Source organism: Streptomyces sp. NPDC045955 (assembly GCF_056430805.1).
In genome coordinates this window covers 1-21,234 of sequence record NZ_JBWKKY010000007.1, presented here as the reverse complement: position 1 = coordinate 21,234, position 21,234 = coordinate 1, and the positions used below count along the sequence as shown (strand labels likewise).

The 21,234-nt window shown below is 72.9% G+C and carries 20 protein-coding genes; 13 read left to right on the top strand and 7 right to left on the bottom strand.

What is annotated here, in order from left to right:
• Positions 1–124: 124 nt before the first annotated feature.
• Positions 125–1,771, bottom strand: a complete 1,647-nt coding sequence (locus tag AC07F0_RS15990; RefSeq protein WP_478979206.1) for a M4 family metallopeptidase — start codon at positions 1,769–1,771, stop codon at positions 125–127.
• Between the two features lie 139 nt (positions 1,772–1,910).
• Between AC07F0_RS15990 and AC07F0_RS15985 the strand changes: the two genes are divergently transcribed.
• Positions 1,911–2,327 (top strand): gamma-glutamylcyclotransferase family protein, encoded by a 417-nt coding sequence (locus AC07F0_RS15985; RefSeq protein WP_478979203.1) that lies wholly within the window; start codon positions 1,911–1,913, stop codon positions 2,325–2,327.
• 75 nt (positions 2,328–2,402) lie between these two features.
• On the opposite strand, the gene AC07F0_RS15980 is transcribed toward AC07F0_RS15985, so the two are convergent.
• Positions 2,403–3,020 (bottom strand): NADPH-dependent FMN reductase, encoded by a 618-nt coding sequence (locus AC07F0_RS15980; protein ID WP_478979200.1) that lies wholly within the window; start codon positions 3,018–3,020, stop codon positions 2,403–2,405.
• Positions 3,021–3,294: 274 nt separating this feature from the next.
• On the opposite strand from AC07F0_RS15980, the gene AC07F0_RS15975 reads away from it, so the two are divergent.
• Both AC07F0_RS15975 and AC07F0_RS15970 read left to right on the top strand, forming a co-directional pair.
• Positions 3,295–3,816, top strand: a complete 522-nt coding sequence (locus AC07F0_RS15975) for a hypothetical protein (protein WP_478979197.1) — start codon at positions 3,295–3,297, stop codon at positions 3,814–3,816.
• 189 nt (positions 3,817–4,005) lie between these two features.
• A complete protein-coding gene (locus AC07F0_RS15970) occupies positions 4,006–4,692 on the top strand; it encodes a class F sortase (protein ID WP_478979194.1) in 687 nt (228 codons plus the stop codon).
• On the opposite strand, the gene AC07F0_RS15965 is transcribed toward AC07F0_RS15970, so the two are convergent.
• On the bottom strand, positions 4,630–5,022 hold the full coding sequence (locus AC07F0_RS15965) for a winged helix-turn-helix transcriptional regulator (RefSeq protein ID WP_478979191.1): 393 nt from the start codon (positions 5,020–5,022) through the stop codon (positions 4,630–4,632). The two genes, AC07F0_RS15970 and AC07F0_RS15965, sit on opposite strands and share 63 nt — an antisense overlap.
• Positions 5,023–5,126: 104 nt before the next feature.
• Between AC07F0_RS15965 and AC07F0_RS15960 the strand changes: the two genes are divergently transcribed.
• Positions 5,127–6,029 carry an NAD(P)-dependent oxidoreductase gene (locus AC07F0_RS15960; protein WP_478979184.1) on the top strand — a complete coding sequence of 301 codons (903 nt, stop codon included), beginning with the start codon at positions 5,127–5,129 and terminating at the stop codon, positions 6,027–6,029.
• A 10-nt stretch (positions 6,030–6,039) separates the two neighbouring features.
• Here AC07F0_RS15960 and AC07F0_RS15955 read toward each other — a convergent pair whose 3' ends face one another.
• On the bottom strand, positions 6,040–7,008 hold the full coding sequence (locus AC07F0_RS15955; protein WP_478979181.1) for a sulfite exporter TauE/SafE family protein: 969 nt from the start codon (positions 7,006–7,008) through the stop codon (positions 6,040–6,042).
• Positions 7,009–7,172: 164 nt separating this feature from the next.
• Between AC07F0_RS15955 and AC07F0_RS15950 the strand changes: the two genes are divergently transcribed.
• From AC07F0_RS15950 to AC07F0_RS15920, 7 genes are all read left to right on the top strand, one after another.
• Entirely contained in the window at positions 7,173–8,390 is a 1,218-nt protein-coding gene (locus AC07F0_RS15950; RefSeq protein ID WP_478979178.1) for an NAD(P)/FAD-dependent oxidoreductase, read from the top strand.
• The gene (gene nirB, locus AC07F0_RS15945; RefSeq protein WP_478979175.1) at positions 8,390–10,987 is read left to right on the top strand and encodes a nitrite reductase large subunit NirB; all 2,598 of its coding nucleotides are present in this window, start codon (positions 8,390–8,392) and stop codon (positions 10,985–10,987) included. The genes AC07F0_RS15950 and nirB overlap by 1 nt, the downstream gene beginning before the upstream one ends.
• Positions 10,984–11,334 (top strand): nitrite reductase small subunit NirD, encoded by a 351-nt coding sequence (gene nirD / locus AC07F0_RS15940; RefSeq protein WP_478979172.1) that lies wholly within the window; start codon positions 10,984–10,986, stop codon positions 11,332–11,334. Before nirB ends, nirD begins: the two co-directional genes overlap by 4 nt.
• A 138-nt stretch (positions 11,335–11,472) precedes the next feature.
• Entirely contained in the window at positions 11,473–12,057 is a 585-nt protein-coding gene (locus AC07F0_RS15935; RefSeq protein ID WP_478979169.1) for a TetR/AcrR family transcriptional regulator, read from the top strand.
• A gap of 72 nt (positions 12,058–12,129) precedes the next feature.
• The gene (locus AC07F0_RS15930; protein ID WP_478979166.1) at positions 12,130–12,897 is read left to right on the top strand and encodes an SDR family NAD(P)-dependent oxidoreductase; all 768 of its coding nucleotides are present in this window, start codon (positions 12,130–12,132) and stop codon (positions 12,895–12,897) included.
• A gap of 48 nt (positions 12,898–12,945) precedes the next feature.
• Complete coding sequence (locus AC07F0_RS15925; protein WP_478979163.1) at positions 12,946–13,788, top strand: maleylpyruvate isomerase family mycothiol-dependent enzyme; 843 nt, start codon at positions 12,946–12,948, stop codon at positions 13,786–13,788.
• A 133-nt stretch (positions 13,789–13,921) separates the two neighbouring features.
• Positions 13,922–14,176: a hypothetical protein gene (locus tag AC07F0_RS15920; RefSeq protein WP_478979160.1), complete on the top strand. Its 255-nt coding sequence runs from the start codon at positions 13,922–13,924 to the stop codon at positions 14,174–14,176.
• Positions 14,177–14,179: 3 nt separating this feature from the next.
• On the opposite strand, the gene AC07F0_RS15915 is transcribed toward AC07F0_RS15920, so the two are convergent.
• The 3 genes from AC07F0_RS15915 to AC07F0_RS15905 all read right to left on the bottom strand — a co-directional run bounded on the left by AC07F0_RS15915 (position 14,180) and on the right by AC07F0_RS15905 (position 18,402).
• Entirely contained in the window at positions 14,180–15,106 is a 927-nt protein-coding gene (locus tag AC07F0_RS15915) for an oxidoreductase (protein WP_478979157.1), read from the bottom strand.
• A gap of 93 nt (positions 15,107–15,199) precedes the next feature.
• Positions 15,200–16,909: a SulP family inorganic anion transporter gene (locus tag AC07F0_RS15910; RefSeq protein WP_478979901.1), complete on the bottom strand. Its 1,710-nt coding sequence runs from the start codon at positions 16,907–16,909 to the stop codon at positions 15,200–15,202.
• Between the two features lie 887 nt (positions 16,910–17,796).
• A complete protein-coding gene (locus AC07F0_RS15905; RefSeq protein WP_478979154.1) occupies positions 17,797–18,402 on the bottom strand; it encodes a carbonic anhydrase in 606 nt (201 codons plus the stop codon).
• Between the two features lie 217 nt (positions 18,403–18,619).
• Between AC07F0_RS15905 and AC07F0_RS15900 the strand changes: the two genes are divergently transcribed.
• Together AC07F0_RS15900 and AC07F0_RS15895 are read left to right on the top strand one after the other, a co-directional pair.
• Positions 18,620–19,417, top strand: coding sequence for a response regulator transcription factor (locus tag AC07F0_RS15900; RefSeq protein ID WP_478979151.1), 798 nt, complete (start codon positions 18,620–18,622; stop codon positions 19,415–19,417).
• Positions 19,414–20,904 carry a sensor histidine kinase gene (locus AC07F0_RS15895; RefSeq protein ID WP_478979148.1) on the top strand — a complete coding sequence of 497 codons (1,491 nt, stop codon included), beginning with the start codon at positions 19,414–19,416 and terminating at the stop codon, positions 20,902–20,904. The genes AC07F0_RS15900 and AC07F0_RS15895 overlap by 4 nt, the downstream gene beginning before the upstream one ends.
• The last annotated feature ends 330 nt before the right edge of the window (positions 20,905–21,234 follow it).

Here is a 21,234-nt window from a genome sequence, read left to right as displayed (position 1 = left end):
GTTGAACACCACGCGGGCGCACCCGAACGCGCGGGCGGTCCCACCGTATGAGGCCTTCCGTGCGGCGGCGGGCGGACCCGCGTGACGGGACGTGGGCCCGCCGCCCGATGAACGGTCCCGGGACTCAGCCCACGTCGACCGCGCTCCAGGCCGCCGCCACGGCCTTCTGCTCCGTGCTGCCGCTGCCGTAGAGGTCCTTCGCCGCGCTCAGGGTCGCCGTGCGGGCGCCCGCGTAGTCCGTCGAGGACGTCATGTAGACCGTCAGGGCGCGGTACCAGATCTTGCCCAGCTTGGCCCGGCCGATGCCCTTCACCGTGGAGTCGTCGCAGGTCGGGGAGGTGTGGGCGACGCCGTTGATCGTCTTCGCGCCGCTGCCCTCCGCGAGCAGGTACGCGAAGTGGTTGCCGACGCCCGAGGAGTAGTGGACGTCGAGGTCGCCCAGGTCCTTGCTCCAGCAGTCGGCGGACTTCCCGTCCTTCGACGGCTTGTCCATGCGGCGCAGGGCCTCGCGGCCGAGCCCGGAGCGGACGACCTTCTCGCCGATCAGCCAGTCACCCGGGTCCTCGGCGTTGTCCGCGTAGAACTCCACCAGCGTGCCGAAGATGTCCGACGTGGCCTCGTTCAGGCCGCCGGACTCGCCCGAGTACGTCAGCGCCGCCGTCTTCGACGTCACGCCGTGGGACATCTCGTGCCCGGCCACGTCCAGCGACACCAGCGGTCCGAGCTGCTTGCCGTCGCCGTCGCCGTACGTCATGCAGAAGCAGTTGTCGTCCCAGAAGGCGTTGTTGTAGTCCTTGCCGTAGTGGACGCGGTTGTACGAGCCCTTGCCGTCGCCGGCGATGCCGTTGCGGCCGTGCAGGTTCTTGAAGTAGTCCCAGGTGACGTCCGTGCCGTACTGCGCGTCCACCGCGACCGTCGCGCGGTCGGAGACCTCGCCCGTGGCCCAGTGGTTGTCGGCGTCCGAGAAGACCGTCGCGGGGGCGCGGGTCAGACAGATCGTGAGCAGGCACTGGTCCGTCTTGTTCGCCGCGTCGCCCGTGTACGTGCCGCCCCGGGTCGCGTCCTTCAGCCGGTACGACGACCCGGACTTCGTCGTCTCCAACGGGACCGTGCCGCCGTAGAGGGACTTGCCGTCGCCGGACGCCGACTCCAGGGTGTCCCAGGCGTCGATCCGGTCGCCGGTCGTGGCGTCGGTCAGCACCGTGCGCCCGACCGGGTTGCCCAGCCCGTCGTGCGCCACCGCGTCGGTCTGCCAGGCCAGCTTCGGGGCGCCGTGCAGGGCGTCGACGACCAGCCGCGGCTTGGCGGTCAGCTTCTTCAGGGTCTCGCCGAGGTGCGCGGCGCGCAGCAGGCTCGCGGCGAGGTCGGCGGCCTTGGGGGCGGTCACCTTCGGGGTGACGCTCTCGAGGGAGAGCGCGGACTTCGTCGCCCGGCTCGTGCCGCGGTAGGTGCCGTCCGGGTTCAGGTGGAGGACGAAGTCGCCGCCCAGGACCGGGAGTCGGTGGTACGTGCGGTCGTAGCGGACGTGCCGGCTGCCGTCCTCGTCGACGACCACGTCCCGGACCCTGGTCTCCTGGGCCGGGGTGAGGCCCAGGTCCGCCGCCCGGTCGGCGAGGACCGTCTCGGCGCTGTCGATCGCGTCGGACCGGGTCGGCCGTTCCTCCGCCAGGGCGGTCGGCGAGAGCGCGGCGGCCAGCAGGACGGCGGTGCCGGTGGCGGCACCGCCCGCGAGGGCGAGACGGGAACCCCGGACGTGACGTATCCGACTCATCGGTCTCCTCATACGGGCGCACCCGGTCGCGTGGGGTCGACCGGGGGCGGCGTTGATGTTGACCGCGAGTTAAGGCGGCCCGGACATGTCATGTCCATAGGCCCGCTGTGGAGGTGTGTGAGGGTGGAGAATCGTTCCTGTGACCCTGCCTTTCTTCGTCTACGGCACCCTCCGTCCCGGCGAGGTCAACCACGACCTCTTCCTGCGCGGCCGCACCCGCTCCGTGGTGCCGGGGCGCCTCTCGGGCGCCGTGCTGTACGAGGGGCCGGGCTATCCCTACGCGGTCGAGGAGCCGGGCGGCGGGGTCGTGTGCGGGGAGCTGGTCACCGCGCACCCGGAGACGTACGCGGAGCTGCTCGCCGAGCTGGACCGGCTGGAGGACTACGTGCCGGGCGATCCGCGCAGCCTGTACGAACGCGTCGAGCGGAAGGTCGTACGCGACGTGGACGGAGCGGCCGTCCGGGCCTGGGTCTACGTGGCCGCGCCCGCCGTCGCCGCACGGCTGCGGACAAGCGGGAGGCCGGTCGCGGGCGGGGACTGGCGGGCGCGGGGGTGACAGAGCGGGCAGGGGGCGCGCGGTGACTCAGGGGTCCTTTCGCCATGCCCGCCCGGGCATGGTGAAAGGAACCTCTCAGCCCGCGTACGGCCGCTTGGCCCTGGCCTCGCGCAACGCCCGGCCCCACCACACCAGTTGGTCCAGCATGGCCTTGGCCGCCGCGTCCGGGCCGGACGGGTCGCGCAGGGTGCCCGCGTCGTCGAAGGACGCACCGGCGTTGTGGAAGGAGACGGTGTCGCGGATCGTCACGGCGTGCAGCTCGGCGAAGACCTGCCGGAGGTGCTCGACGGCGCGCAGACCGCCGGCCAGTCCGCCGTAGGAGACGAGGGCGACCGGCTTGGCCCGCCACTCGCCGAAATGCCAGTCGACGAGGTTCTTCAGGGCCGCCGGGAAGGAGTGGTTGTACTCGGGGGTGAGGACCACGAAGGCGTCCGCGCGGGCCAGTTTCGGGGTGACGCCGGACAGCGCGGTGGTCGCCTCGGGGGTCGGTTCGAAGGACGTCGGCAGGTCGGCGTCGGCCACGTCCACGACCTCGGCGACCAGGTCGTCCCGGTCCCGGAGGCAGTCGAGGAGCCAACCGGCGACGACCGGGCCGAAGCGGCCGTGGCGGTTGCTGCCGACGACGAGGGTCACCCGGAGGGGCTCGGTCGGGGACTGGGCAGGGGCGGATGCGTTCGTAACGGCTGTGTTCATGCCGCACAGCCTCATACCTCAACCTTTCTTGAGGTCAAGCCCGGCCTGCGCGGCGCCCGGGTCACCCGTTCACACGCCCGCCCGGCTCTTTTCCGTGATCCGTCCGGCGATCGCCTGTGACCTGCCCAAACACCCACGAAGACCGGTCGGCCCGCCTCTCCCTGACACCCATTCACCCCAATTCTGACGCTCCCTCAGAAAGCGCGGTGGCCCCGCTGCCCGTTACCTCGGAAGGGCAGGTGCACGACCGACCGAACCGCTCGAGGGAGCACCGATGCGACGTACCGCCCGGCCGCTGACCGGCACCGCGCTCGCCGTCGCCGCCGCGGCTCTCGCCGCCGCCCCCGCGTACGGCAGGCCCGCCGGTGACGTGCAGGTGCACCCGTCCTCGGTCGTCCCGGGCGGACAGGTCACGGTGCGCACGGCGGCCTGCGGCGACGGCGGCTCGGCGACGGGTGACGCCGGTGCGGTCGGGGCCGGTTCCCTCAGCCTTGCGCCGGGCCGGCACGAGCAGGACGCGACCGGGCGGTTCAGGGTGCCGCCGAGCGCGCAGCCGGGGACGTACGAGATCACGGCGACGTGCACCGGGAGCGGCCGGCGGGTCACCGGTGACCTGGTGGTCGCGCCGGCCTCCGGGCGGCCGGAGGACCATCCCAGAGGGAGTGTGAAGACGGGGGTCGGCGGCGCCCTGGGCCCCGATCCCGTGCAGACCGCGGCCGGTGTGGCGGCCCTCGCCGTCGCCGCCGCGGGCGGTACCTGGCTCCTGCATCGCCGGGCGAGAGGCGGCGGGATCTGACGGACACCCTCCGCTGTCCGTCGCCGGTACCGCGTGTCCCCTCCCCCTCCGGGTCCGACGCCCCTCGCGGCCCAGAGGGGGGTACGGGGCGCACCCGGAGGACGGGAGCCGGGGGCCGGGGCCGGGGGTGGGAAGTCTGAGCCGGAGGTCGGAGACCGGACGGCCATCGGGGATCAGGAAAGGTCGGCCATGCGCAGGTTCCCCAGGTACGGCACCAGGTTCGGCAACCCGGCCGACGCCGCCATGGCGGCCGTCACGGTGTTCGCCCTGTGCTCCGGGACATGGCTGCTGCGCGACGGCGCCGAGACACACGCCCCGCCACAGCCCTCCGCCGCGCAGGCCCGCGCCGGGCAGGACGGGCGGGACGGCCGGGCGGGGCAGGGCGGCCGGGCCGGTGAGCGGCCCGGCGTGCCCGCGCTGCCGCCCTCGCCGCCCGACCGCATCCGCATCCCGGCGATCCGGGTGGACGCGCCCCTGACCGGTCTCGGCCTGACGAGGACCGGCGGTCTCGGCGTACCGCCCGCCGAGCGGACGAACCTCGCCGGCTGGTACGAGGCCGGCACCACACCCGGCGAGCGGGGCACCGCGATCGTCGCCGGGCACGTCGACAACGCCGACGGCCCCGCGGTGTTCTACGGCCTCGGCGCCCTGGCCAAGGGCGCCACGATCGAGGTGGACCGGCGGGACGGCAGCGTCGCGGTGTTCACCGTGGACGCCGTCGAGGCCTACGCGGCGAAGGACTTCCCCGACGAGAAGGTCTACGGCGCCGCGCACCGCCCCGAGCTGCGGGTCATCACCTGCGGCGGCGGCTACTCACGCGGCACCGGGTACCAGGGGAACGTCGTCGTCTTCGCGCATCTCACCGGCAGCCGGTGACCTGCCAAGGACGTTGGCCCTCCCCCAGGCCCCCAGCGGCTCCAGCGCCTCGTTCAGGGAGGCGCCCCGGGGTGTCAGCGAGTACTCCACGCGGGGCGGCACCTCGTCGTACGCCTCGCGGTGCACCAGCCCGTCGGACTCCATCTCCCGCAGGTGCGAGGCGAGCACCTTCTCGGTGATGCCCGGCAGCTCGCGCCGCAGCTCGCCGAAGCGGCACGGCCGCTCGTTCAGCGCCCAGAGGATCAGCACCTTCCACTTGCCGCCGATCACGTCCATCGCCGCGTCGATCCCGCAGACGTACGCCCCCGGCCGCCGCCCCGTCGCCCCCATGCCCGAGCCCTCCCCTTCCGCTGCCTGGCTCCTTCCCCCGAGGTAACCACCCACTTCGAAGTACGTACTTGAGCAGGCGCTTCCCTGGGACGAGCCTGAACGCCATGACCGACAACGCAGTTGTTTCCCGCACCCCTGTCACCCTCCTCGGCACCGGCGCCATGGGCACCGCGCTGGCCCGTACCTGGCTCGCCGCGGGACACCCGGTGACCGTCTGGAACCGCACCGCCTCCCGCGCCGAACCCCTCGCCGCCGAGGGCGCCGTCGTCGCCCGGACCGCCGCGGAGGCGGTGGCCGCGAACCGGCTCGTGGTCGTCTGTCTGCTCGACGACGCCTCCGTGGGCGAGGCCCTCGACGGGGCCTTACTCGCGGGACGGGACCTGGTGAACCTCACGACGGGCACGCCCGGCGAGGGCCGCAGCCGCGCCGCCTGGGCCGAGGCGCGCGGCGCCCGCTTCCTGGACGGCGGGATCATGGCCGACCCGCCGATGATCGGGGCCCCGGAGTCCGGCGGGTACGTGTTCTACAGCGGCTCCCGCGAGCTGTTCGAGGAGCACCGGGACACCCTCGCCGTCCCGGCCGGCCCCCGGTACGCCGGGGCCGACCCGGGATTCGCCGCGCTGCACGACGTGGCGCTGCTCAGCGCGATGAGCGGCATGTTCGCGGGTGTCACGCACGCCTTCGCGCTGATCCGCCCGGAGAACATCGCGCCGAAGGACTTCGCGCCGCTGCTCGTGGACTGGCTGACCGCGATGGCCCGGGCCGTGCACCAGACCGCCGACCACCTTCAGAGCGGCGACTACACCAGGAACGTCGTCTCCAACCTCGCCATGCAGGTCGCGGGCAACGCCACGCTGCTGCGCACGGCCGAGGAGCAGCGGGTGAGCCCGGAGCTGCTGACGCCGTACCTGGCGCTGATGGAGCGGCGCCTCGCCCAGGGGCACGGCGACGAGGACGGCACGGGGATCGTCGAGCTGCTGGAGCTGCGGGCGGGGGCGTCCTCCTAGTTCCGGGGCTCTAGGCCAGCCACTGCTCGTACGCCAGGTTCCCCACCAGGGCGAAGACCACCGTCAGCAGCACGGCGCGGACGAAGCCGCTGCCCTGCTTCAGGGCCGTGTGGGCGCCCAGGGTGCCGCCCGCCAGATTGAACACGGCCATCAGGGCGGCCAGTTGCCACAGGACCGCGCCCTGCCAGGCGAAGGTCGCGAGGGCGCCCGCGTTGGTGCAGCAGTTGACGATCTTGGCGGTGGCGGAGGCCGTGACGAGGTCGAGGTGGAGCAGGGCGGTGAGCGCGAGGACCAGGAAGGTGCCGGTGCCGGGGCCGATGAGACCGTCGTAGAAGCCGATGCCGAGGCCGGCGAGGCCGATCGCCGCGAGGATCTGGCGCCGGGTGGCCGGGCCGGTCGCGGGGGCCGTGCCGAAGGCGGGCCGCAGGATCACGAACGCGGCGACCCCGAGCAGCACCACCATGATCACCGGCTTGAGGACGTCGGTGCTCATCCCGGCCGCGAAGAACGCCCCCGCGGACGATCCGGCGAGCGCGGCCAGCCCGATGCGCACCGCCGTGCGGACATCCACCGGGGCCAAGGGCCTGCTCGGCGGATCCGGCCGCAGACGCGGGGGGCGGCACGCACATCTGCCGCGTTGTCGTCGGTCCTCGACGCTCCGCGTCGACTCCCTCCTCCGCCTTGCATCTGCACGCACCGCCCCCCGCTCACCGGCGTTGTCAGGCACTGCGGCTTTCCTCCGACCTGATCCGCCGAGCAGGCCCTTGCGGGCGTATGTCACCGCCGCGCCCGTCGTGCCGACGATGGCGACCGCCTTGTTGGTGCCCAGGGCGTGCGCGGCGGGGGTGTGCGACGGCAGTCCGAGCAGCAGCACCGGCAACAGCAGGAGCCCGCCGCCGCCGACCACGGCGTCGATCCACCCGGCGGCCAGAGCCGCGAGGCAGAGCAGAGCGATCATGGTCAGCGGTATGTCGGGCATGATCGGCAGCCTATGCGACGGCCGGGCGACGCCGTCCTCACAGTCCGCCGTCGCCGCCCCCCAGGAACCCTCACATTCGCCCCCGGCCCCCGCTGAGGGCAGCGTTCCCCGTGGGAAACAGTCGTGATGCTGCCGGGAAACACCGGCACCGCACGCTCAAGGACATGACCTCGAATGAGCGTGTGGTGGTGATCGGCACCGGCCTCGCGGGCGTACGGCTCGCCCGGCGGCTCGGTGAGCTCGGCACGCCCGCGTTGCTGATCGGCGAGGAGGAGCACCGGCCGTACAACCGGGTGCTGCTCGCCGAGGTGCTGGCCGGACGTTACAGCCCCGAGGTGATCGCCCTGCCGACGCCCGCGCAGGCCGTGCGCGGCCGGGTCGTCGGCATCGACCGCGACGAGCGCACCGTCGAGTGCGCCGACGGCACGGTGATCGCATACGACCGGCTCGTCCTCGCCACCGGATCCAACCCCGTCCTGCCGCCCCTGCGCGGCCTGTTCACCCCCGACCACGTGCTGCCCGAGGGCGTTCACGCCTTCCGGACCATGGACGACTGCCTGGGCCTGTCCAAGGCGGTCCGGCCGGGGGCGCGGGCGGTCGTCATCGGCGGCGGGCTCCTCGGGGTCTCCGCGGCCCGCGCGCTCGCCCTGCGCGGCGCCCAGGTCGTCCTCGCCCAGCAGTCCGAGCGGCTGATGGAGCGCCAGCTCGACCCGGCCGCCTCCAAGCTCGTCAAGCGGCACCTGACCGACCTGGGCGTCGAGGTGCACACCGAGTGCCGCGTACGGGACGTGCGCTGCGTCGGCGGCGCCGTCCGCTCCGTGGAGATGGCCGACGGGTACGCGCTCGACGCCGACCTCGTCGTCGTGACCTGCGGCGTCCGCCCCCGGGTGGGCCTCGCGCAGGCCGCCGGCCTCGACGTCCGCAAGGGCGTCGTCGTCGACGACGAGCTGCGCACCTCCGACCCGTACATCCACGCCATCGGTGACTGCGCCCAGCACGACGGCGTCCTGTACGGCCTCGCCGCTCCGGCGCTCGAGCAGGCCGACGCGCTCGCGGAGCTGCTCGCCGGCAACGCGGACGCCCGCTACACCGGCACCCGCTCCCTGACCCGACTCACGCTGAACGGGCACGACAGCCCCTTCGACCTCGCCGCGTTCGGCGAGACCGAGGCGCTGCCGGGCGACGACGTCGTCCAGCTCACCGACGCCACCCGCGGCACCTACCGGAAGGTCGTCGTCCGCGACGACCGCCTGGTCGGCGGGGTCCTCGTCGGCGAACTCGGCACCGTCGGCGCGCTCGCGCGCGCCTGGGAGGGAGCAGAGCCGCTCCCCTCCGACGGCGGCCCGCTGCTCCACCTGCTTACCAACGATGGAGGCTCCTGATGTCCGCGGACACCCCCACGATCGTGCTCGTCGGCCATGGCATGGTCGGCCAGCGCTTCCTCGAAGCGCTCGCCGAGCGCGGCCTGACCGCCACGCACCGCGTGGTCGTGCTCTGTGAGGAGCCGCGCCCCGCGTACGACCGGGTCCAGCTCACCTCGTACTTCTCGGGCAAGACGCCCGAGGACCTGTCCATGACAGACATGAAGTTCATCGAGGACCACGGCATCGAGCTGCGCGTCGGCGACCCGGCGGAGACGATCGACCGCGAGGCGCGCAGGGTGACCTCCCGCTCCGGTCTCGTCGTCGACTACGACGTGCTCGTCCTGGCCACCGGCTCGTACCCGTTCGTACCGCCGGTCCCGAACAAGGACGCCGAGGGCTGCTTCGTCTACCGCACGATCGAGGACCTCCTCGCGATCGAGGAGTACGCCAAGAACGCGACGACGGGTGCCGTGGTCGGCGGCGGTCTGCTCGGCCTGGAGGCCGCGGGCGCGCTGAAGGGTCTCGGACTCACCTCCCACATCGTGGAGTTCGCGCCCCGTCTGATGCCCGTCCAGGTCGACGAGGGCGGCGGCGCCGCCCTGCTGCGCACCATCGAGGAGATGGGCCTGAGCGTCCACACGGGCGTCGGCACGCAGGAGATCGTCGTCGGCGAGGACGGCGCCGTGACCGGCATGAAGCTGTCCGACGGCTCCGAACTCGCCACCGACATGGTGGTGTTCTCCGCCGGTGTCCGCCCCCGCGACCAGCTGGCCCGCGACTGCGGCCTGACGGTCGGCGAGCGCGGCGGCATCGCGGTCGACGAGCAGTGCCGCACGGTGAACGACCCGCACGTGTTCGCGATCGGCGAGTGCGCGCTGGCCGCCGACGGCCGGGTGTACGGCCTGGTCGCGCCGGGTTACGAGCAGGCCGAGACGGCCGCCGCGACGATCGCGGCGGACGAGGCCGCCTTCACCGGCGCCGACCTGTCCACCAAGCTGAAGCTGCTCGGCGTGGACGTGGCGTCCTTCGGAGACGCGCACGGCACCGCCGAGGACTGCCTGGACGTCGTCTACTCCGACTCCCGCGCGGGCCTGTACAAGAAGCTGGTCATCGGCCGCGACGGCACGCTGCTCGGCGGCATCCTGGTCGGCGACGCGGAGGCGTACGGCACGCTGAAGGCGTTCACCGGCTCGGTCCCGCCGGTCGCGCCCGAGGCGCTCGTGCTGCCCGCCGGTGCGGGCGCCCCGGCGCAGCTGGGCCCGTCCGCGCTGCCGGACGACGCGATCATCTGTTCCTGCCACAACGTCTCCAAGGGCACCATCCGCGGCGCGGTCACCGACCACCAGTGCACGACCGTGCCCGAGGTGAAGAAGTGCACCAAGGCCGGCACCGGCTGCGGTTCCTGCGTCAAGGTGCTCGGCCAGCTGGTCACCGCCGAGCTGGAGGCCAGCGGCGTCGAGGTCGACAAGGGCCTGTGCGGCTGCTTCTCGCAGACCCGCGAGGAGCTGTACGAGATCGTCCTCGCCCTGCGCATCAACAGCTACCAGGAGCTGCTGGACCGCCACGGCCGCGAGGAGGCCAGGGGCGGTGACGGCTGCGAGATCTGCAAGCCGGCCGTCGCCTCGATCATCGCCTCCCTCGCTCCGACGATCGGCGCGAGCGGCTACGTCCTCGACGGTGAGCAGGCCGCCCTCCAGGACACCAACGACCACTTCCTGGCCAACCTCCAGAAGAACGGATCCTACTCGGTCGTCCCGCGCATCCCCGGCGGTGAGATCGCCCCGGAGAAGCTGATCGTGATCGGCGAGATCGCCCGCGACTTCGGCCTCTACACGAAGATCACCGGCGGCCAGCGGATCGACATGTTCGGCGCCCGCGTCGAGCAGCTGCCCCTGATCTGGGCCCGCCTGGTCGACGCCGGCTTCGAGTCCGGCCACGCCTACGGCAAGTCGCTGCGCACGGTGAAGTCCTGCGTCGGCCAGACCTGGTGCCGCTACGGCGTCCAGGACTCCGTCCGCATGGCGATCGACCTGGAGCTGCGCTACCGGGGGCTCCGGTCGCCCCACAAGCTGAAGTCGGCCGTCTCCGGCTGCCAGCGCGAGTGCGCCGAGGCCCAGTCGAAGGACTTCGGCGTGATCGCCACCGCCAACGGCTGGAACCTCTACGTCGGCGGCAACGGCGGCGCCACGCCGCGCCACGCGGACCTGCTCGCGCAGGACCTGTCGGACGCCGAACTGGTCCGCCTGATCGACCGGTTCCTGATGTTCTACATCCGTACGGCCGACCGCCTGGAGCGCACCTCGACCTGGCTGGAGCGGATCCCCGGCGGCCTGGAGCACGTGCGGGACGTCGTCGTCCACGACTCGCTCGGCATCTGCGACGAGCTGGAGAAGCTGATGCAGGCGCACGTCGCGCACTACCGCGACGAGTGGGCCGAGACCATCAACGACCCCGAGAAGCTGGCCCGGTTCGTGTCCTTCGTGAACGCCCCTGACACCCCGGACCCGGTCGTCGCCTTCGTGCCCGAGCGCGACCAGATGAAGCCCGACCTGCCGCTGCTGTCCATCGGTATGCGACCCGCCGAAGACGTACTGGAAGGAAGCGCCCAGCGATGACCCTGGCACCTGAGACCACCGACCTGAAGGTCGAACTCGCTCTGGACGGCGACTGGTTCACCGTCTGCGACCTCAGCATGCTGCTCCCGGGCCGCGGGGTGGCGGCACTGCTGCCGGACGGCCGCCAGGCGGCGATCTTCCGGGACCGCACCGGTGAGCTGTACGCCATCGACAACCGCGACCCGTTCACCGGCGCGGCGGTCCTCTCCCGCGGCCTGACCGGTACCCACCAGGGCCGCCCGTTCGTCGCCTCCCCGCTGCTGAAGCAGCGCTTCGACCTGTCGTCCGGGCAGTGCCTGGACGACGAGGAGGTACAGGTGACGACGTACAAGGTGCGCACCGCCTGACGGTCCGCCCGAAGAAAGCACCGCGCGCAGGATCCCCGCCGGCCTCCGTGGCCGGGCGGGGATCCTGGCCCACCCGGCCGAGTAGGCGGAACCCGGCTCGCTTGACCGGTCGTTCCAGAAAAGCCTAGGCTCCGTTCCGTGGCCAGGACCAAGGAGTTCGATCCGGACGCCGCGCTGCAGGCAGCTCTTGAGCTGTTCTGGCGGCGCGGCTACGAGGCGACGTCGATGTCCGACCTCGTCGAGCACCTCGGCATCGGGCGCGCCAGCATCTACGCGACCTTCGGCAACAAGCACGAGCTGTACCTGAAGGCGCTGGACCGCTACCAGCAGAGCTGTGACCCGCGGCTGCTGCGGGAGCTGTCCCGGCCGGGGCCGGCCCTGCCCGCCGTACGGGCGGTGGTGCGCCGTTTCGCCGCCGAGTCCGCGGCCGACGAACGCCGCCTGACCGGCTGCTTCGTCGTCAACACGGCTACCGAGCTGGCCCCGCACGACACGGCCGCGTGCCGCCGCGTGGAGCACAGCTGGGACCAGCTGGAGACCCTGCTGCACTCGGCCCTGCTCCGGGCGCAGGCACAGGGCGAACTGGACGAGGGCCGCGATCCGCGCGCTCTGGCCCGGATGCTGCTCGTCCTGATGCAGGGACTGCGGGTCGTCGGCAAGGCGTCGGCGGACCCGGCCCGGGTCCGGGACGCGGCGGAACAGGCCCTGGCACTGCTCGACTGAGAACCGGGCGCCCGCGAGGGCGCTTTTTCCATGCCCTCATACCGAACCGATCAGTCAAGAATAGGGGAGATCATGACCCACCGCTTCACCGGCAGGACCGCACTCGTCACCGGCGGCGGATCCGGCATCGGACGCGGAATCGCGCTCGCGTTCGCCGCCGAGGGCGCGAACGTCGTCGTAGCCGGGCGCCGTCGCGAACCCCTGGACGAGACGAAGGCCCTGGTCGAGGCGGCAGGTGGCAAGGCCCTGGCCGTCACCGCCGACGTGACGCGCGCCGACGACGTCCAGGCCGTCGTCGATGCCACCGTGGACCACTTCGGTTCGCTCGACGTGGCGGTGAACAACGCGGGCGTCCTGGAGGCCGGCGGACAGCCCGTCGCGGACGTCCCCGAGGACGCCTGGCGCCGGATGCTCGACATCAACGTCACCGGTGTCCTGCTCGCGCTGCAGGCCGAGGTGCGCCAGATGCGCACCCAGCCCGGCGGCGGCGCCATCGTCAACATCGCCTCCCGGATCGGCGTCCACGGCCGCATCCCCGGCACCACCGCCTACGGCGCCACCAAGGCGGCCGTGTCGGTCCTCACCCGCGGCGCCGCCCTGGACCACATCGCCGACGGTGTCCGCATCAACGCCGTGTCGCCCGGCGCCACCGCCACGCCCATGTCGCTCCAGCCGGGCGAGACGGAGGCCGAACGCGCGGAGCGCATGCGGACCGCGGTCCCGCTCGGCCGGGTCTCCACGGTCGAGGAGACAGCGGCGGCCGTGCTGTACCTGGCCTCCGACGACGCGGCGTCGGTGGTGGGCACGGACCTGGTGGTGGACGGCGGCTCCACGGCCTGAGCACGGAACGGCACCCCGGGCGGCCTGGGCTCCTGGCAGGCTGGGCGCATGGTCACGCAGCCGAACGACTGGTCCGCGCTCACCTGGTTGGGCCCTCCGATCGACGCCCGCGCGCTGTTCGGTCCCGAACTGGAGGCCCTGCTCGGTCTGCTGAGGGGGCTCGGGTCGGCGGAGTGGGCACGGATCGCCGTGCCGGGATGGACCGTCCACGATGTCACCGCGCACGTCCTCGGCGACTGCGCCGCCCGCCTCGGCCACCGCGATCCGGGCGCTCCCGCGCCGGGAGAGACCCTGGAGGCGTTCATCCACCGCGCCAACCAGGAGTGGGTCGAGCGCCACCGGGACGTCGACTCCGCCTCACTCGTCGATGCCCTGGAGCGGGCCGGTGCCGAACTGGCGGGCCGCTTCGCCGCCGCGGACCTGGCCACGCCGTCGCTCGGCGTGTCCTGGGCCGGGGCCGACCCGGCGCCTATGTGGCTCGACTGCGCCCGGGAGTTCACCGAGTACTGGACGCACCGGCAGCAGATCCGGCACGCGGTCGGGCTGGACACCGACGCCGGTCCGCGGGCCCTGTCCGTCGTCCTGGACACCTTCATGCGGGCCCTGCCGCACACCCTGCGGGACACCGGGGCGCCGGGCGGTACCCAGGTGGAGGTGACGGTCACCGGGCCGGGAGGGGGAGTGTGGACCGTGACGGCCGAGGCGGGCGGCTGGTCCCTGGGCGAGGGACCGCAGGGGCGGCCGGCCTCCGCCGTACGACTGGACGCGGAGACGGCGTGGCGGCTGTGCACGCGCGGCATCGAGCCGGACACCGCCCTCGCCCGGGCCCGCGTCCAGGGCGATCGGCGGCTCGCCGGGGCCGTGTGCCGGATCGTGTCCGTCGTGTACTGACCCGCACGGGCCGCCGCGCGCTGTCGAGTTCCTGTCGAGTTCGCCAACTCGGCGCGGCCCAAGGGGCACTTGGTGTTTCATCGGGTGCGTCGAGTCACACCCCCGCCGGATCGCGCTGGAGGGCGGCACCGACGTGACAGGCGGCGACGGGCTGGTCCGTCTCGGCCGCACCCTGTACGTCGTCCAGAACCGCTTGAACAAGATCACCGTCTGGCACCTCGACGAGAAGGCCACTACGGCGACCCTGAGCAGGACGATCACCGACCCGCGCTTCGACGTCCCCGCCACCGCCGCCCACTTCGGCGACCGCCTCTACCTGGTCAACGCCCGCTGCACCAGCCCGCAGACGCCGGAGACGACGTTCGACGCGGTGGCCGTGTCCCTGTGAGCGTCATGCCTCCAGGGCGTCGTACGTCACGCCGGTGAGCTCCTCGGACGCGGCCCACAGCCGCTGCCCCGCCGTGTCGTTGCGGGTCCAGGGCGCCCGCCAGGACGGTGCGGGCGTCCCGCGCCACATGGCGATGTGCGGGCCCGTGAAGGAGTCGGGCTGCACGCCGGGTTCTGTCGCGGCGTACAGGATCGGCAGCGCGCCCGCCTCGGCCGGCTGCGCTATAACCCGGTTGGCGATCCGCACGAGCCGCTCGGCGGCCGGGCGCCCCTCGGCGAGCGGCCCGGTGGTCTGGAGGTTGGTGGCCGCGTACCCGGGGTGGGCGGCGGCCGCCACCAGGTCCGTGCCGTGCGCCGCCGCCCGGCGGGCCAGCTCGTGCGTGAACAGCAGGTTGGCCGTCTTGGAACGGGCGTAGGCGATCCAGCGCCGGTAGCGCCGCTCGCTGTTGAGGTCGTTGATGTCGATGTTGGCGAGGGCGTGCATCCCGCTGGAGACGACCACGACCCGGGCCCCCGGCGCCGCCAGCAGCGCGGGCAGCAGCAGGCCGGTGAGGGCGAAGTGCCCCAGGTGGTTGACCCCGAACTGCGTCTCGAAGCCGTCCGCCGTCGTCCCGTACGGCAGCGCCATCACCCCGGCGTTGTCGACGAGCACGTCCAGCCGCTCGTACGGGAACCCGGCCGCGAACTCGCGTACGGAGGCCAGGTCGCCGAGATCGAGCCGGCCCAGCTCGACCCGGGCGTCCGGCAGTTCCGCGCGGATCCGGTCCACGGCCGCGTTCCCCCGGGCCTCGCTGCGGCACGCGAGGATCACCCGCGCGCCCTTGTGGGCCAGTTCCCGTGCCGTGACGAGCCCGATCCCGCTGTTGGCGCCGGTGACGACGGCGACGCGGCCGCTCTGGTCCGGGATGTCCTGTGTGGTCCAGCCTGGCATGGCAGGCTCCCTTTCGTCGGTGGCCGCGGTCCAGCCTACGAGGAGGCCTGGAGGCGAGGCAGGCCCGGGCCACCGGCTCCCGGCCGCTCCGCCTCAGCCCACCGGGCTCGACCGCTGGTCGTCGGGGAGGGGCCGGGTGTCGAGGTAGAACCACTCGGCGTCGGCGGTGGGCCAGGGGGAGGGCGGGGCCGGGTCCCCCACGGGTTCGTGCCACGCTTCCTCGGCCGTCGTCGTGACAGGCCGTTTGGGCAACGGTGCCTGGGCGTCTGCGGCGGGCGGCGCAGCGGCCCGGCCGCCGGCCGGTTTCGCCTCCCCCGGCATCAGCAGCTCCACCCGCAGCCCCAGCCCCCGTTGCTGGGCGGTGAACTCCTCGACCTGGTTGCGGCAGGCGTGGTCCAGGTGGGTCACGCCGGTCAGGTCGAGCCGGATCCTCGGCTTCCCGGCCGCGGCGGCGGCCTCCAGCGCCTCGATCACCTTCGGCAGCCGCAGGAACGTCGCGTTGCCGGCCATGACGACCTTCGCCGTGTCGTCCTCGACGTGCTGGCGGATCGCGGTCTGCGACATGCGCAGCGCGGCCAGCACGATGCCCGCGGCGAGGCCGACCAGCACGCCCTCCAGCAGCGCGGTCACCACGATGACCAGGGTGGTCAGCGTCATCACCGCGAACTCGCCCTTGTCCTGCCGCCACATCTTCGGGAACTCCGCGGGCCCGAACAGCTTCCAGCCGCTGTGCACGAGGACACCGGCGAGCACCGAGATCGGGATGAGCGCGAGCACCTGCGGCAGCAGCAGCGCGAAGGCGAGCAGCCACAGGCCGTGCAGGGTGCGGGAGAGGCGGGTCTTGGCCCCGGCCTGGACGTTGGCCGAACTGCGGGCCACGACCGCGGTGATGGGGAGCGCGCCGAGGATGCCCGCGACGGTGTTGCCGGCGCCCTGGGCGATCAGCTCGGTGTTGTAGCGGGTGCGCGGGCCACTGTGCATGCGGTCCACCGCGGCGGCCGTGAACAGGCTCTCGGCGGACGCGATGACCGTGAAGGTGAGGATGGCGGTGATGACCGCCCCGTCCGCGAGCCCGGCGAACTGCTCCGGTCCGGGCAGCGACACGGAGGCGAGCAGATTGCCCACCTGGAGCGTCTTGATGTCCACGCCGGGCAGGGCGGCGACCACGATGCCGATGCCCACGGCGACCAGCGCGGCCGGGATCTTCCCGGCCGGGCCGGGCACCTTCTTCCACACGAAGCTGAGCACGATCGTGACGACGCCGAGCAGGGTGGCGATCATCGCCTGCGGGTCGGTCAGGATCCCGGCCAGCAGCGCGGGGATGCCGGCCATGTTCTCGATCGCCGTCCCGGGGGCCTTGGCGTCGGCCATCGGATAGGCCTGGCTGAACATCAGCGGCACACCGATGCCGGCCAGCATGCCCTGGACGACGGCGACGGAGATGGCCTGGAACATCCGGCCGAGCCGCACCAGTCCGAGGATGATCTGGAGGATCCCGGAGAACAGCACGATCACGCCGAGCATGGCCACGCCGACCTCGGCGACGGTCTCCGCGACCAGCGCGGCGAGGCCGGCGGCCGGACCGCTGACCTGGAGCGTGCTGCCGCGTGCCGCGCCGACGACCAGACCGCCGATCACCCCGGAGATGATCCCGAGCTCGGCGGGCACGCCGGAGGCGACGGCGACACCGATGCACAGCGGCAGGGCGACGAGGAAGACGACGAGCGAGGCGGTGATGTCGGTGACGAGGTCACCCTTGGCCCCTGCCCCGCCCTTCACCCGCCCGACCAGCCCGGCCAGCACGCCGCCCACGCCGCCCACGCCGCCCACGCCGCCGCCCGGGCTACCGGCGAGACCCCGGCTACCGGCGAGACCGCCCGACCGCCGCCCTGCAACACCGCCCGCCGAGTCCCACGCGGGGCCACGGCTGGGACCGCCACTCGGGCCGTGGCCGGGGCCACCATCCAGGCCGTAGCCGGAACCGCCATCCGGACCGTGGCCCGGACCACCCGACCGGCCCCCCGCAGGACCCCCCGCGGAGTCCCATGCCGGGTCACCGCCGGGGCCACCCGACCGGCCGCCCGTCACACCGCCCTCCGGACCGCCCGGCCACCGTCCCGCAGCACCCCCCGCCGAGTCCCCGACCAGGCCACCGCCGGGGGCATCCGACCGGCCCCCCATCAAACCGCCCGCCGGTCCGTCTGCTCCCCAACCCGTGGCACCCCCCGCCGGATTACCCACCGGCCTGCCCGGCCCCCAGTCCGAAGCGCCCTCGTCGGAACCAGCCGTCCCCCATCCCGCCGCGCCCTCACCGCGACCGCCCGGGCCCCAGTCCGCCGCGGACTCCCCGCGACCACCCGCCCCCCAGTCCGCCGGGCCCTCTGCGAAGCCGCCCGGCCCCCAATCCCCCGCGCCGTCCGAGGAACCGCCCGATCCCCAGCCCGAAGCACCGCCCTGGGAACCAGCCGATCCCCAACCCGCCGCGCCCTCACCGCGAGCGGCCGGCTCCCCTGGGAAGCCGCCGGCCGACCCCCAGTCCCCCGCTCCCGCCGAGGAACCGCCCCACCCCCAGTCCGGAGCAACCCCCTCGGAACCAGCCGCCCCCCAGCCCCCCGCGTCTCCCGCAGGCCCGGCCTGACGGCTCCCCGGTGTGGCGCCACCCCGTGCCCGCCCCCGCGCATGCGCCCCGCTCACGCGGCATGCACCCGGAACGCGCCGTCGTCGCCGAGTTCGTAGACGAACCCCGTGTCGACCTCGTAGTACCAGCCGTGCAGCCGCAGCCGGCCCGAGTCGAGCCGTTGCCGCACCACCGGGTAACTCCGCAGCGCCGCCAGCTGGTTGACGACGTTGCCCTGGGAGACCTCCGGCAGCGACGGGTCGTCCGGCGCGGACTCCAGCACGGGGGTCAGTTCGAGGCGGGCGATGTGGAGCCAGGCGTCCACGCCCGGCAGCGCGGACAGGTCGTCACCGGATTTGAGCGCACCCATCGCGCCGCAGTGTGAGTGACCGCACACCACGATGTCCTGAACCCCGAGCACTTCCAGTGCGTACTCGATGGTGGCCGCCTCTCCCGAGGCCCCGGGCCGTCCGTAGGGCGGCACGATATTGCCCGCGTTGCGCAGCTCGAAAATCTCCCCAGGCCGCGCACCCGTGATGAGTGCGGGTATGACGCGGGAGTCCGAGCAGGTGATGAACAACGCCTCCGGATATTGCCCTTCGGCCAGTTTCCGGTATTCGCCGCTGTCGAAATCGACGCGCGTCCTGAACGTGCGGGCACGGTCCAGCAATGCCTTCAACTCTGCCTCCTGAGCTGCGGTTTCGCTTCGTGCACCTCACCGTAGACGGACGACCTACAGAGGAAGGTTAAGCGAACTCCAGAACGCGGCCAGGAATTGAACATTCTTTGTCCGGATACCCAGATGAACGGTCATCTTGTAGCGTGTGAACCCCAGGGCGGAGAATGCGAATTCACGCTGCCCGGATTCATGTCGGCTTCACGGAGAGACAGGACGTATGGGCCTACGAGTGCTGCTCATCGAGGACGACGAGACGATCGCGGAGCCGCTCACCGAAGGGCTGGGCCACTTCGGCCTGACGGTCGATCATGTCGCCACGGGCACGGACGGGCTGAGAGGCCCGTACAACGACGTCGTCCTGCTCGACCTGGGACTGCCCGACATGGACGGCATCGACGTCTGCCGCGGTATCCGGCAGGTCTCGGACGTACCCATCGTCATCCTCAGCGCCCGCGGCGAGGAGGCGGACCGCGTACTGGGCCTGGAACTGGGCGCCGACGACTACCTGGCGAAACCATTCAGCGTGCGGGAGCTGGTGGCCCGGGTCCGGGCGGTGACGCGCCGCACGCAACGCACCCGGCAGACGTTCCCGGAGCCCTCGGCGACACAGCCAACACCGGCGACACCGATCACATCACCGGCCACACCAGCCGACCCCCCTGCCACACCGTCCTACGACCCGCCCCCCGACCCTCCGCACGACCCGGGCCCGCTCGTCGTGGACCGCCGTACCCGCCAGGTCTGGGTCGGCGACTCCCCCGTACCGCTCACGCCCAAGGAGTTCGACCTGCTGGCGCTCCTCAGCGAGGACCCGGGCGCGGTCTACTCGCGCCAGCAGATCCTCGACCGCGTCTGGGATCCGCACTACGACGGCCCGACCAAGACGCTGGACGTGCATGTGGCCGCGCTGCGCCGCAAGCTGGGCCACCCGGCGTGGATCAGGACACTGCGGGGCGTGGGCTTCCGGCTGGCGGTGCACACGGGGCCGAACGCCCCGCAGGTGGCCTCTCCATGACCCGCCGGCTGCTGATCAGCTATCTCAGCCTCGCCGCGCTGGTGCTGCTCTGCCTGGAGATCCCGCTGGGCTTCGTCTACTCGCGCGGCGAGCGGGAGCAGGTGGTCAACGCGGCGAAGGACGAGGCCGAGTCGGTCTCCGCCTACGCCGCGCTGTCCCTCGCGGCGGGGCGGGCCGAGCGGGACCTGCCCGCGCGGGTGGCGCACTGCGCGCAGCGCATCGGCGGGAAGGTGGTGATCGTCGCCGCCTCGGGCACGACGCTCGCCACCTCGCACCCTGTGGACACCTCGGTGTCCGGCCCCCTGGCCGACCGGCCGGGCATCGCGGCCGCGCTGCGGGGCACCTCGACGGTGGACGTGCGCACCTCCACGATCGGCGGGGTCGAGTACCTGTCGGTGGCCGCGCCGGTGGGTCAGGAGGCGCGGCCGGTGGGCGCCGTGTGGCTGACGGTGCCCACACGGACGGTGCATGAGCGGGTCCACCACGTGTGGCTGCTGCTCGCCCTGGGCGGACTGGCCGTGCTGACGGCGGTGGCCGTGGTCGGCTTCGCCTTCGCCCGCTGGGCCGGCCGCCCCATCCGCGAACTGGAGCAGGCGACGCACGAGTTGGGAGAGGGCAGCGGCCGGTTCACCCCGGTGACGATCACGAAGGGCCCACCGGAAGTGCGGAGTCTGGCGGCGGCGTTCAACCGCACCGCTGCCCGCTTCGCCCATCTGCTCGCCTCCCAGCGGGCGTTCGCCGGTGAGGCCTCGCACCAGCTGAAAACCCCGCTCGCGGCGCTGCGGCTGCGCCTGGAGAACCTGGAGCCGGACGTCGCCGCCCGGGCCCGGGGCAGCCTCACCGCCGCCGTCACGGAGACGGACCGGCTCGCCCGGATGGTCGAGCACCTGCTGGCGATGGCACGACTGGAGGAGCACGCGGCGATCCCCGCCACCGTCGACCTGGGCGCGGTCTGCGCGGAACGGCACCGCACCTGGCAGCCGCTGTTCGCGCGGGAGAACGTCTCCCTCGTGCTCTTCGCGGGCGGTGTCGGCCCGGTGCTGGCGGTGCCGGGAGCCGTCGAGCAGATCATGGACAACCTGCTGTCCAACGCCCTGCGGGCGTCCCCGCCCGGCAGCACCGTCACGATCGAGCTGCGGGTGCCGGCCCCGTCCCGGCGCGCCCTGCGCGACAGCCGCCCCCGCTGGGTCGACCTGCACGTCACCGACGAGGGCCCCGGCATGACGGAGGAGCAGCGGGGCCGCGCCTTCGACCGTTTCTGGCGCGCCCCGGGCGCTCCCAAGGGCGGCTCGGGACTCGGCCTCGCCCTGGTGCAGCGCCTCGCCCACGCCAGCGGCGGCGAGGCGACCCTGCACGCGGCGGCGACGGGCGGCCTGGACGTGGTGATCCGGCTGCCATCCGTACGGCCGCCTGCGCAGGGACAAGCGCCGGGCACCGACCGGCTGAGGGGCACCCGCAGACGCGAGGCCCCGGCGCTGCCCGCGTGAGCCTGCCGCCCCACGGCCACGATGTGTCCATGCCCCGTCAACCCGGTCCGCTTAGCGTCCCTTCCGTCTCCCCCCACGCACGACCCTGCCGTCGACCGGCGGCAGGGCGGTACGGCACCTCTTGGAGTGAGAGTGGAACGTCGTAGCCTCCTGCGTGCGGCCGTCCTCGGCGGCACCTCTGCCGCCCTGGGCGGAACCCTGTGGCGCGGGGGGGGGGGGGGGGGGGGGGGGGGGAAGAAAAAAAAAAAAAAAAAAAAAAAAAAAAAAAAAGAGCCCAAACCCCGTCCGTTCCCTTCACAAGTTAAGCACATCCACCCCCCCCACACCACA

Coding starts and splice junctions, on each gene's coding strand:
- AC07F0_RS15990 (WP_478979206.1), bottom strand. CDS start 1,771: ATGAGTCGGATACGTCACGTCCGGGGTTCCCGTCTCGCCCTCGCGGGC.
- AC07F0_RS15980 (WP_478979200.1), bottom strand. CDS start 3,020: ATGAACACAGCCGTTACGAACGCATCCGCCCCTGCCCAGTCCCCGACC.
- AC07F0_RS15975 (WP_478979197.1), top strand. CDS start 3,295: ATGCGACGTACCGCCCGGCCGCTGACCGGCACCGCGCTCGCCGTCGCC.
- AC07F0_RS15970 (WP_478979194.1), top strand. CDS start 4,006: ATGCGCAGGTTCCCCAGGTACGGCACCAGGTTCGGCAACCCGGCCGAC.
- AC07F0_RS15965 (WP_478979191.1), bottom strand. CDS start 5,022: ATGGGGGCGACGGGGCGGCGGCCGGGGGCGTACGTCTGCGGGATCGAC.
- AC07F0_RS15960 (WP_478979184.1), top strand. CDS start 5,127: ATGACCGACAACGCAGTTGTTTCCCGCACCCCTGTCACCCTCCTCGGC.
- AC07F0_RS15955 (WP_478979181.1), bottom strand. CDS start 7,008: ATGCCCGACATACCGCTGACCATGATCGCTCTGCTCTGCCTCGCGGCT.
- AC07F0_RS15950 (WP_478979178.1), top strand. CDS start 7,173: ATGACCTCGAATGAGCGTGTGGTGGTGATCGGCACCGGCCTCGCGGGC.
- nirB (WP_478979175.1), top strand. CDS start 8,390: ATGTCCGCGGACACCCCCACGATCGTGCTCGTCGGCCATGGCATGGTC.
- nirD (WP_478979172.1), top strand. CDS start 10,984: ATGACCCTGGCACCTGAGACCACCGACCTGAAGGTCGAACTCGCTCTG.
- AC07F0_RS15930 (WP_478979166.1), top strand. CDS start 12,130: ATGACCCACCGCTTCACCGGCAGGACCGCACTCGTCACCGGCGGCGGA.
- AC07F0_RS15925 (WP_478979163.1), top strand. CDS start 12,946: ATGGTCACGCAGCCGAACGACTGGTCCGCGCTCACCTGGTTGGGCCCT.
- AC07F0_RS15915 (WP_478979157.1), bottom strand. CDS start 15,106: ATGCCAGGCTGGACCACACAGGACATCCCGGACCAGAGCGGCCGCGTC.
- AC07F0_RS15900 (WP_478979151.1), top strand. CDS start 18,620: ATGGGCCTACGAGTGCTGCTCATCGAGGACGACGAGACGATCGCGGAG.
- AC07F0_RS15895 (WP_478979148.1), top strand. CDS start 19,414: ATGACCCGCCGGCTGCTGATCAGCTATCTCAGCCTCGCCGCGCTGGTG.